This is a genomic window from Chryseobacterium sp. VD8 (genome assembly GCF_037149975.1).
Taxonomy (GTDB): domain Bacteria; phylum Bacteroidota; class Bacteroidia; order Flavobacteriales; family Weeksellaceae; genus Chryseobacterium; species Chryseobacterium indicum.
Genome location: NZ_JBBCQL010000202.1, coordinates 1 through 8,434 on the forward strand (window position 1 = coordinate 1; position 8,434 = coordinate 8,434).

General features: G+C 39.2%; 6 protein-coding genes. All 6 read left to right on the forward strand.

Going from position 1 to position 8,434, the window contains the following annotated elements; all coding sequences use genetic code 11:
* Window positions 1-1,747, forward strand: a 1,747-nt coding sequence (locus WFK35_RS17745; protein WP_336733700.1) for a sialate O-acetylesterase, incomplete at its 5' end; no start/stop codon positions are given.
* A gap of 113 nt (window positions 1,748-1,860) precedes the next feature.
* On the forward strand, window positions 1,861-3,315 hold the full coding sequence (locus tag WFK35_RS17750) for an MFS transporter (RefSeq protein ID WP_336733701.1): 1,455 nt from the start codon (window positions 1,861-1,863) through the stop codon (window positions 3,313-3,315).
* A 259-nt stretch (window positions 3,316-3,574) separates the two neighbouring features.
* Window positions 3,575-4,696 carry an endo-1,4-beta-xylanase gene (locus WFK35_RS17755; RefSeq protein ID WP_336733702.1) on the forward strand — a complete coding sequence of 374 codons (1,122 nt, stop codon included), beginning with the start codon at window positions 3,575-3,577 and terminating at the stop codon, window positions 4,694-4,696.
* 80 nt (window positions 4,697-4,776) lie between these two features.
* Window positions 4,777-5,751, forward strand: coding sequence for a glycoside hydrolase family 43 protein (locus tag WFK35_RS17760; protein ID WP_336733703.1), 975 nt, complete (start codon window positions 4,777-4,779; stop codon window positions 5,749-5,751).
* 134 nt (window positions 5,752-5,885) lie between these two features.
* Complete coding sequence (locus tag WFK35_RS17765; protein WP_336733704.1) at window positions 5,886-7,916, forward strand: alpha-glucuronidase; 2,031 nt, start codon at window positions 5,886-5,888, stop codon at window positions 7,914-7,916.
* A gap of 272 nt (window positions 7,917-8,188) precedes the next feature.
* On the forward strand, window positions 8,189-8,434 hold a 246-nt coding region (locus tag WFK35_RS17770; RefSeq protein WP_336733705.1), incomplete at its 3' end, for a transaldolase family protein.

Sequence of the window (8,434 nt, forward strand, 5' to 3'; positions counted from 1 at the left end):
AGAAGTGAAGTTCCTCAATAAAAGCTACAAAACCACTGCAGATCAAAACGGAAACTGGAAAATTCTACTTCCAGAACAAAAAGCAGGCGGTCCGTACACCATGACTATCAACGAAATCACTTTAAAAGATATTTTGATTGGCGATGTATGGCTCGCTTCCGGACAGTCTAATATGGAACTGCCCATGCGCAGACTGACGCCGTTGTATTCAAACGAAATCAAAAATGCCAACAATCAGAACATCCGTTTTTTTACGGTTCCTCAAAAATATAACTTCAAATCACCTCAGACTGAATTGGACGGAGGGAAATGGGAAGCGACAAATCCTCAAACCATTCTGAATTTTTCTGGGGTTGCATATTTTTTTGCTAAAGATGTAAGTGAGAAAAATAAAGTTCCGGTAGGAATTATTCATGCCAGTTTGGGAGGTTCTCCGATTCAGGCTTGGATGGATGAAAATTCTCTTAAGAAATATCCTGAATATTTGGATGAGGCTAAAAAATGGCAGAATGATGAGTTGATAAAATCAACAGAATCTTCGGAACAGGCATTAAGCAAATCCTGGTATACAGAACTAGATCAGAGCGATTTAGGGTTAAACCAACATTGGGAAAAATTTGATCTGAATGATTCTGACTGGAAAACCATGAAAATTCCTGGCTCCTGGGAAGATACTGAAGGCTCTTTTGACGGTTCGGTCTGGTTCAGAAAAGAAATTATTTTAACGAAAAATCAGGCAGGAAAAGCCGCTTTTTTAAACCTTGGAAGAATTAAAGATGCCGATGTAACGTACATTAACGGAACAAAAGTCGGAAACGTAACTTATGAATATCCTCCGCGTTGGTACGATGTTCCGGCAGGAATTCTGAAGGAAGGTAAAAATTTAATTGCCGTAAGAGTTTCCAACGGAAGCGGAAAAGGGCAGTTCATCGCAGATAAACCCTATTACCTTGAAATCGACGGACAGAAAATCGATTTAAAATCAGAATGGAAATATAAAATCGGAGCAAAAATGGCAAAAATGGCACCCGGAACAACGTTTATCCGCTGGAAGCCGACAGGATTGTACAATACGATGATCAATCCTTTAGTAAATTATAATATCACAGGAGCAATCTGGTACCAAGGCGAAAGTAACACCGGAAAACCGAAAGAGTACGGCGATTTATTAACTACGATGATTACAGACTGGAGAAATAAATTCAATAACAAAGAAATGCCTTTCATCACCGTTCAATTGGCTAATTTCATGGAATCAAAAGCACAGCCTATCGAAAGCAACTGGGCGGAGCTAAGAGACCAGCAGCGTAAAGTTTCATTACAGGTTCCAAATGCCGGACTTGCCGTAATCATTGATATAGGCGAGTGGAATGACATCCATCCGCTGAACAAAAAAACAGTAGGAGACAGGCTTGCGTTGCAGGCAATGAAATTGGCTTACGGAAAAAACATCGTTGCAGACGGACCGGTTTATCAGTCTATGAAAACCGATGGAAATAAAATTATACTTTCTTTTAAAAACGGAACCGATAATTTTGCTCCCGTTGCTGAATTAAAAGGGTTTGCCATCAAAAATCCCGATGGAAACTGGTCTTGGGCAAAAGCAAAAATCCAAGGCAAAACAATTACAGTTTGGAATGATTCGGTCACAAATCCTGTTGCTGTCCGTTACGATTGGGCAGATAATCCCGATGGAAACCTCAAAAACAAAACCGGACTTTCTGCATCGCCCTTCACTACGGAATAATCTTTAAGCCTTTGCTGAGTTTACGCCTTTGCGAACCTTAAAAACGATTAGTAGTCAAAAAATCTTTGCGGACTTTGCGTTTAAAAATTAATTATAAAAATATCAACAATCATATGAATAACTCATCTCAAAAAATATCTGTCGTTGAAAAAATCGGCTACAGTTTGGGAGATTTAGCCGCCAATCTGGTTTTCCAGACTTTGGTTACGTATTTAGCTTACTTTTACACCGATATCTACGGATTAAAACCGGAGGACGCCTCCATCATCACTTTGATTGTCGGACTGATTGCAGGTTTCGGATTCAATCCGATGGTTGGTGCTTTGGCAGACAGAACACGAACCAAATGGGGGAAATTCCGTCCGTGGATTTTATTTTCTGCCGTTCCGTTGGGCGCAGCCGCACTTTTTGCATTCAGCACTCCCGATTTTTCTTATCAGGGAAAAATGATCTATGCAGCGGCAACATATACGATTTTATTGTTGTTATATGCTGCTAATAATTTGCCTTATGCTGCGTTAAGTGGCGTGATTACAGGCGATATGAAAGAAAGAAACAGTATTTCATCATACCGTTTCGTAGCAGTGATGTTTGCTCAGTTTTTTGTACAGGTATTTATGTTGCCGATCATTTTATCAGCAGGAAACGGCGATAAAGCAGTCGGAATTGAGATCGTAATGACGTGGTTGGCAATCATTGGAACCATTATGTTGCTCATTACATTTTTCACCACCAAAGAAAGAGTGATTCCAAAACCGGAACAGGAGTCCACTTTGGGAGCCGATTTGAAAGATTTAAAGAAAAACAAACCATGGATTATCATGTTGATTGTTACAGCATTGATTTTCATTACTCTGGCAATGAAAGGAGGTTCCTATGTCTATTATTTCAACAATTATGTAGATGAAACTTCTTTGAAAAATTTCATATCACCGATTACCGCATTTTTCAGTTCCATCGGGATGAATTTCTTCGGAGAAGATCCTCGTTCAGCAGGTTTCGGGCTCTTTAATGCAGGCGGAATTATCATGATGATCATCGGAATTACCTTTTCAAAAAGATTTGCCGATAAATATGGAAAAAGGGACGCGTTCATTGCATCACTGTTCATTTCCACTCTGTTTATCGTTGCATTTATATTTTATCCGCCGAAATCGGTAGCATTGATGTTCCTTTCACAGATTCTTCACGGCTTTTTCTACGGAATCAGCACACCTCTGCTTTGGGCAATGATTGCCGATGTTGCCGACTATTCCGAGTGGAAAAACAACAGACGCGCCACAGCCATTATTTTTTCCGCCATGATGGTGGGGTTAAAAGTGGGATTAAGCATCGGAAGTTCACTGGTTTCCTCTATTATCGGACATTACGGCTACATTTCTTCGGAAGGTACGGAAAAGGTGATCCAGCCGGAATCCGTAGCGAATGGAGCTCAGATGCTGGTCAGTATTTTTCCGGCCATTCCGTTCTTTGCGGCGTGTGGATTACTAATGTTCTACGAAATCAACAAAAAAATGGAAACCCAAATCGAGCAGGATCTGAAAGAGAGAAGGAAAAAAGAAGATTAATATAGGTTTAATGATTTGGGCAGCTTAATCCGTCTTCTACTCCCGCTTTTTTGTTCCGCTTTGCTTCACAAAAAGAGCTCCGTTCAAGCCGGGCTGCGAGAGATTCGCTGTTAAAAACATTGTCAAGGTTAGAAAAACAATGTTTATCTGAACTTTTTATATTCCTTAGCTGAGTTTAACGCCTTTGCGAACCTTAAAAAAGTATAGTAGTCAAAAAAATCTTTGCGCTCTTTGCGTTTAAAATTTTAAAAAATTAAAAATGAAAAAAATAGCCGCATTACTGGGAATTTTAACCCTGACCGTTTCCTGCAAAACCGCAAGTTCGGCATCATCAAAAGATTCCCTGAAAAATGCTTTCAAAAATAAATTCTACGTCGGAACAGCAATGAGCCTTCCTCAAATTAACGGTACCGATGTAAAATCTGATGAAATTATCAAAAAACAATTCAGTTCCATCGTTGCAGAAAACTGTATGAAATCCATGTTTATACAACCGCAGGAAGGGCAGTTTTTCTTTGGTGATGCAGATAAATTCGTAGAATTCGGAGAGAAAAATAAAATGTTCATCATTGGTCATACCTTGATCTGGCATTCACAACTGCCAAAATGGTTTTTCGTGGACAAGAACGGAAAAGATGTTTCGCCCGAAGTTTTGAAACAGAGAATGAAAAGCCATATTTCAACTTTGGTCGGTAGATACAAAGGTCGTGTAAAAGGCTGGGATGTCGTGAATGAAGCGATTATGGAAGACGGAACGTACCGCAAAAGTAAATTTTACGAAATTCTGGGGGAAGAATTCATTCCGTTAGCTTTTCAGTATGCACAGGAAGCAGATCCAAATGCCGAATTATACTACAACGATTACAACGAGTGGTTTCCTGAAAAAGTAAAAACCGTTACCAAAATCGTCAAAGATTTGAAATCCAGAGGTATCAGAATTGACGGCGTAGGAATGCAGACTCACGTAGGACTTGACACTCCAAAACTGGAAGAATACGAAAAAGCAATCACTGATTATGCAGCAGCAGGAGTAAAAGTAAATGTTACCGAAATGGAAATCAGCTCACTGCCTTCTCCTTGGGGAACTTCTGCCAACGTTTCCGATAAGGTGGAATATGAAGCAAAAATGAATCCTTACACCAAAGGATTACCGGAAAATGTGACGAAAGAATGGGAAGACCGTTATCTGGATTTCTTCAGACTATTTATCAAACATCAGGATAAAATCAGAAGAGTCACTTTGTGGGGCGTTACCGACAATCAATCCTGGAAAAATGATTTCCCGGTAAAAGGCAGAACCGATTATCCGCTGCCATTCGACAGAAATTATCAGGCAAAACCTGTCGTTGAGAAAATCATTGGGTTAACAAAAGAAAAATAATTATAGAGCCATTAAACCTTATAGGTTTGAATAAAAATCTATCATTCTATGAATCTATTATCTAAATATCTAAATAAAAAATGAACAAAGCAAAATACCTTTTCCCTAAAGATTATATGGCAGATCCTTCCGTACACGTTTTTGAAGGCAAATTATACATTTATCCCTCTCATGACGGCGAAAGCGGGATCGAAGAAAACGACAATGGCGACCATTTCGATATGAATGATTACCATGTTTTTTCCCTTGATGATGTGGAAAATAGCGAAGTTACAGATCATGGTGTTGTTCTTTCGGTACAAGATATTCCCTGGGCAGGAAGACAGTTGTGGGATTGCGATGTGGCTTTTAAAGACGGTAAATATTATATGTATTTTCCTCTAAAGGATAAAAATGATATTTTCAGAATCGGCGTTGCGGTAAGCAATAAACCTTACGGACCATTCGTTCCGGAAAAACATCCGATGATGGGAAGTTACAGCATAGATCCCTGTCTTTTTGAGGATGAAGGAAAACATTATATGTATTTTGGCGGAATCTGGGGCGGACAATTACAGCGTTACAGAAACAATAAAGCACTGGAATCTGCCATTCTTCCTGACGAAGATGAACCTGCCATTTCATCAAAAGTAGTAATGCTCAGCGATGATATGCTTGAGTTCGGTGAAGAGCCAAAAGATGTTGTGATTCTTGACGAAAACGGAAACCTATTGCTTCACGGTGATAAACATCGTTTTTTCGAAGCATCATGGATGCATAAATATAACGGTAAATATTATTTTTCGTATTCCACAGGAGATACGCACTTGATTTGCTATGCAGTAGGTGATAATCCTTACGGTCCGTTCACTTTTCAGGGTGAAATTTTAACTCCGGTCGTAGGTTGGACAACCCATCACAGCATTGTAGAATTTAAAAATAAATGGTATCTGTTCTTCCATGATTCTGTTCCGAGTGGCGGAAGAACATGGCTGAGAAGCATGAAATTCGTTGAATTGGAATACGATGAAAATGGAAAAATAAAAACTATTGAAGGACTGGAAGCCCAGCAGTAACTTCTAAAACTTTGACAAAGTTTGTTTCTTAAAGAACTCGAAGAGTTCAACAAAAGTAGCCATAGGTGAAACCTATGGAATATTTCAACAGCCGTAGTTAAAACCTATGAAATTTAAAGCAAAAATTTAAAATAATGCAACATTTCCGACACTATATATTACTGTTTCTCATCATTCCATTCATGGCTTTGGCTGAAGACGGGAGTCAGTTGTGGCTAAGATATCCGGTAAATCCCAAGTCAAGAAATATTGTGAATTCAAACAGTAAAAGTCCTACTATTGAAATCGCTAAAAAGGAGCTCAATCAACATTGGAGCGGACAAGCTGTTGATTTAAAGATCGACAAATTTCCGGAAAATTTTAAAGACGGTTACAGAATAGTTTCTACTCCAAAAAAAATCAGCATTCTTGCAAAAACAGATTTAGGATTACTGTACGGAAGCTATCATCTTTTAAATTTGCAGCAGCAAAAAACTAATTTCTCTAATTTGAAATTAGAAGAAAAACCTTCCTACGACATAAGAATTCTCAATCACTGGGACAACTTGGACGGAACTATTGAACGCGGTTATGCCGGTCATTCACTTTGGAAATGGGAAGATTTACCAGGTAAGATTTCCCCGCGATATGAAGAATATGCAAGAGCCAATGCGTCCATCGGGATCAATGCAACGGTTTTGAACAACGTCAATGCTTCACCAAATATGCTTCGTGAAGATTATTTGAAGAAAGTTAAGATTTTGGCTGATATCTTCAGACCGTACGGAATTAAAGTGTATTTGTCTGTTAATTTTTCTTCACCGAAAGTTTTGGGAGGACTGCAGAATTCCGATCCGCTGAATCAGGAGGTACAGAAATGGTGGAAAGATAAAGCCGCAGAAATTTACAAACTGATTCCTGATTTCGGAGGATTTTTGGTGAAAGCTAATTCCGAAGGGCAGCCTGGACCGCAGGATTACGGAAGAACCCACGCAGACGGAGCGAATATGATGGCGGATGTTCTGAAGCCTTACGGCGGAATCGTCATGTGGAGAGCATTTGTGTACAGCCCGAGCAAAGAAGATCGCGCAAAACAGGCGCATCTGGAATTTGTTCCGTTAGATGGAAAATTCAGAGACAATGTGATTATTCAGATTAAAAACGGACCGATTGATTTTCAGCCGAGAGAAGCATTTAACCCGCTTTTTGGAGCATTGAGAAAAACTTCGGAAATGGTTGAATTTCAGATTACGCAGGAATATTTAGGGCAGGCAAATCATCTGGTTTTTCTGGCACCGTTATTCAAAGAAACTTTAGATAGCGATACTTTTTCAGATGGAAAAGGTTCCACTATTGCTAAAATTACAGACGGAACATTAAGACCTGCAAAACTTACTGCCATTGCTGCAGTTGCCAATATCGGAGAAGATAAAAACTGGACAGGACATCATTTTGCCCAAGCCAATTGGTATGCGTTCGGACGTTTGGCGTGGAATCACAATTTAACTTCGGAACAGATTGCAGATGAATGGATTAAAATGACCTTTACAGATCAGAAAAACTTTGTAAATCCGGTCAAAGAAATCATGCTTACTTCCCGTGAAACAGCCGTCGATTATATGATGCCGCTTGGTCTTCATCACATTTTTGCTGGCGGACATCATTACGGTCCGGAACCGTGGGGTGATTACAAAGGAGGAAGACCCGATTGGTCGCCGGTGTATTATCATCAGGCGAATGCAGAAGGAATCGGATTCGACAGAACAAAAACAGGAAGCAATGCGGTTTCACAGTATTTTCCGCCGCTTAACGAAATCTACGGGAATATTAAAACAACACCTGAGAACCTTATTCTTTGGTTCCACCACGTTCCCTGGGATTATAAAATGAAAGACGGAAAAACGCTTTGGAAGGAACTTTGTTACAAATATGAATCAGGAGTGAAAGGCGTGAGAGTGTATCAGAAAACTTGGGAAACTGTGAAACCTTACGTTGATGCAGAAAGATTCTCAGAGATTCAGGACAAACTGAAAATTCAGGCAGATGATTCCGTTTGGTGGAAAGATGCGTGTCTGTTGTATTTTCAGACTTTTTCCAAAAGACCAATTCCTGCTGATATTGAAAAACCTGTCCACCAGCTTGAAGATCTCAAGAAAATTAAGCTCAATATGGGACATCACAATTAATCAATCTCTTTAATTTAAACAAATAACTTTCTAAATCTTTTTAAGAAAGGAAGTTGTTTGTTTTATAAATTAAGTGTAAATTTAACACTTAATTAAAATGGGCTTCAATAATAATCAGATGTTTAAAATCTCGTTTGTCATTCAGCAGGAAACTCAAAGGCAAATAAATATCTGGATTCTTGCAGAATGACAAACTGACTGTTGATGATGGAGCAGCAATCAAAACTAAAAATCAAACAGTTAGTCAAAAAATAATCAATAAAAATCTACATATGAAATTTTTTATCGATACTGCCAATTTAGAGCAGATAAGAGAGGCGCAGGATTTGGGAATTCTTGATGGTGTAACTACCAATCCGTCCCTGATGGCAAAAGAAGGAATCAGCGGGAAAGAAGCTGTTTTGCAGCATTACAAAGACATTTGTGAAATTGTAGATGGCGATATTTCGGCAGAAGTGCTTTCCACAACCTATGAAGAAATAATCAAAGAAGGCGAGGAGCTGGCGGGAATTCACCCT

Coding starts and splice junctions, on each gene's coding strand:
- WFK35_RS17750 (WP_336733701.1), top strand. CDS start 1,861: ATGAATAACTCATCTCAAAAAATATCTGTCGTTGAAAAAATCGGCTAC.
- WFK35_RS17755 (WP_336733702.1), top strand. CDS start 3,575: ATGAAAAAAATAGCCGCATTACTGGGAATTTTAACCCTGACCGTTTCC.
- WFK35_RS17760 (WP_336733703.1), top strand. CDS start 4,777: ATGAACAAAGCAAAATACCTTTTCCCTAAAGATTATATGGCAGATCCT.
- WFK35_RS17765 (WP_336733704.1), top strand. CDS start 5,886: ATGCAACATTTCCGACACTATATATTACTGTTTCTCATCATTCCATTC.